General features: G+C 65.4%; 3 protein-coding genes. All 3 read right to left on the bottom strand.

Annotated features, from left to right (window positions below):
* Positions 1–57: 57 nt before the first annotated feature.
* Genes KDJ86_RS00525 through KDJ86_RS00515 form a run of 3 tightly spaced genes read right to left on the bottom strand, consistent with a single transcriptional unit; the run spans position 58 to position 2,516 of the window.
* Positions 58–909, bottom strand: coding sequence for an amidohydrolase family protein (locus KDJ86_RS00525; protein WP_291741483.1), 852 nt, complete (start codon positions 907–909; stop codon positions 58–60).
* A gap of 9 nt (positions 910–918) precedes the next feature.
* Positions 919–1,767, bottom strand: a complete 849-nt coding sequence (locus KDJ86_RS00520; protein ID WP_291741480.1) for a fumarylacetoacetate hydrolase family protein — start codon at positions 1,765–1,767, stop codon at positions 919–921.
* Between the two features lie 11 nt (positions 1,768–1,778).
* A complete protein-coding gene (locus KDJ86_RS00515; RefSeq protein WP_291741478.1) occupies positions 1,779–2,516 on the bottom strand; it encodes an SDR family oxidoreductase in 738 nt (245 codons plus the stop codon).
* Between the last annotated feature and the right edge of the window lie 176 nt (positions 2,517–2,692).

Raw genomic sequence — 2,692 nt, 5'->3', positions numbered from 1 at the left:
GATCGACCACGACGCGACCTGAGGTCATAACCTCGCGACGCAGCCGCTTAAGCGGTTCTACAGCCGGACACCGTAGACGGCCTCGGCATTGCGATGGGCGATCGCCGCCGCCTCGTCGTCGGACAGGTCGCCGAGAATGGTCCGGGTGACGGCGATCCAGTCGGCAAGCCCGTTGGCGAGATCGATGACGGGCCAGTCGCTGCCCCAAACGATACGGCTCGGACCGAACGTCTCCAGCACGTGGTCGACATAAGGTCGGATCGTATCGAGCGAAGCCTCGCCCGGTGCGCAGTAGGCCATGATACCCGACAGTTTGCAGGTGACGTTGGGGATTTCGGCAAGCGCCGCCATGTCGGCGCGCCACGGGTCCAGCGCCCCGCCGGCGACGTCGGGAACGCCGCAATGGTCGAGCACCAGCCTGGTGTTGTCGCATGCGGCGGCGAACGCCCGCGCGACCGGCAGCTGCCGCGCCAGGAAGCACATGTCGAACGTCTTGCCCACCGCGCCGATCTTGCGCACGTTGCCGCGGAAAACGGCGCTCTCCGACATGGCGTCGTCGACCACGTGCAGGATGCGGCGGTAGCCCGCCACGCCAAGCGCCGCGCTTTCCTCCAGCCAGGCGTCGAAGCCGTCTTCGCTTTCGGGCCGGATGGAAGCGATGATGCCGACGACGCCGCTCCCGGGGTCTTTTGAAAGACCGTGCACGAAGCGCGTTTCGGCCTGGTAATCGGCATCGTCGACGCCGGTTTCCATGAACAGGGTTCCGCCGATACCCGCGTCCCCGGTCAGGCCGGCATAGTCGGAGAGCGTGAAATCGCCCGCCGCAAGCGCGGGAATGCCGGTCGTCCAGCCGTAGCCCACCTTCTCGCGATAGATCAGGTGCTGATGAGTATCGAGCAGCGGTATCATGGCGTCCTCCTATTCGGGGTCGGCGATCACGTCCTGACGCTGGGAGCCCAGCCCCTCGATCCCCAGCTCGACGACGTCGCCCGGCTTCAGGTAGCGCGGCGGCTTCTGGCCCATGCCGACGCCGGGCGGCGTGCCGGTGGAAATGATGTCGCCCGGGTGGAGGCTCATGAAGCGGCTGAGATAGGAGACCAGATACGCAACGCCGTAGACCATCGTGCGGGTCGAGCCGTCCTGTTTGGTCTCGCCGTTCACCGTCAGCCACATTTTGAGATTTTGAGGATCGGCGACCTCGTCCCGGGTCACCAGCCAGGGGCCGATCTGGCCGTAATTGTCGCAGGACTTGCCCTTGGTCCACTGGCCAGCCCGCTCGATCTGGAATGCGCGCTCCGACACGTCGTTGGTGACCGCGTAGCCGGCGACATGATCCAGCGCGTTCTCCTCGGAAACATATTTGGCGCGCTTGCCGATGATGACGGCGAGTTCGACTTCCCAATCCGTCTTCTCGCTGCCGCGCGGGATGATGATCGGGTCGTTGGGACCGCAAATGGCGCTCGTCGCCTTCATGAACATGACGGGCTCGGGCGGAACCTCCATTCCGCTTTCGGCCGCGTGGTCGGCATAGTTGAGGCCGATGCAGATGAACTTGCCGGTGTTCGCGACGCAGGGGCCGAGGCGCGCGCCTTCCGGCGCCAGCGGCAGGGAGCCGGTATCGAGAGCGGCCAGCCTTGCAAGCCCCTCCGGCGAGATCGTGGTCCCGCCAATATCGTCAACGACACCCGACAGGTCGCGGATCGCTCCGTCGCGGTCGACTACTCCCGGCTTTTCCGCGCCGGCTTCACCAAATCGTACCAGTTTCACAGCTTGCTCCTTCAGGTATTGGCCCAGCCGCCGTCGACGACATGGATCGCGCCGGTGGTAAAGGCGCTCTCGTCGGATGCCAGGTAGACGACCAGCGCGGCGATCTCCTCCGGCTTGCCGATGCGGCCGATCGGCTGGCGCGCCACGAAGGCCGCGCGCGCTGCGTCATAGTCGCCGCCCGCCGCAAGACGCGCCTCCAGCGAGGGGCTTTCAACCGTGCCGGGGCAGATCGCGTTGCAGCGGATGCCTTGCCCGACATGGTCGGCGGCAACGGCCTTGGTCATGCCGATCACCGCGGCCTTGGTCGTTCCGTAGACGAAACGGTTGGGCGCCGCGATGACCGACGACGCGACCGACGACATGTTGATGATGGAAGCGCCGCCGGCGGCGATCATCGCGGGAAGGAAGGCACGGATCATCCGGTACATGGCGGTGACGTTGAGGTTGACCGAGAAGGTCCACTGGTCCTCGTCGCAGTCCAGGATGGTTCCGCTCGCGACGAAGCCGGCGCAATTGAACAGCACGTCCGGCGCACCGATTTCCGCCGCCGCCGCGGCGATGGCGCCCGCGTCGAGAACATCGAGAAGCCGCGTCTCGATTCCCTGCCCGGCGAGCTCCGCAAGTGCGCCGGCATTGATGTCGGTTGCGATGACCCGCGCGCCCTCCCGCGCCATCGCCAGCGCCGAGGCGCGGCCGATCCCCTGCCCGGCCGCCGTCACCAGACACGTCTTTCCGTCAAGCCTCGACATCGAATTCCTCTTTTTGGTTCTTCACTAGGTCACGGACCCATAAACGGGGTCGATATGGCGGCAAAATTGCCGATCAAATGCGAGAAGATCGCTGAAATGCGGGGTCGATCCCCGGTTGAAGTGGTCGACAAAGCAGTTGACGGCAAGTTTCGCCGTCCTTCGGATATGGCGGATTT

Origin of the sequence: Bauldia sp. (assembly GCF_020442045.1) — a bacterium.
Classification (GTDB): domain Bacteria; phylum Pseudomonadota; class Alphaproteobacteria; order Rhizobiales; family Kaistiaceae; genus Bauldia.
Note: the sequence above shows the minus strand (reverse complement) of the source record. Positions and strands in the feature narration are given on the sequence as shown.

Bases quoted from the DNA above. Each gene is read 5' to 3' on its own strand.
- KDJ86_RS00525 (WP_291741483.1), bottom strand. From the start codon at position 909: ATGATACCGCTGCTCGATACTCATCAGCACCTGATCTATCGCGAGAAG.
- KDJ86_RS00515 (WP_291741478.1), bottom strand. From the start codon at position 2,516: ATGTCGAGGCTTGACGGAAAGACGTGTCTGGTGACGGCGGCCGGGCAG.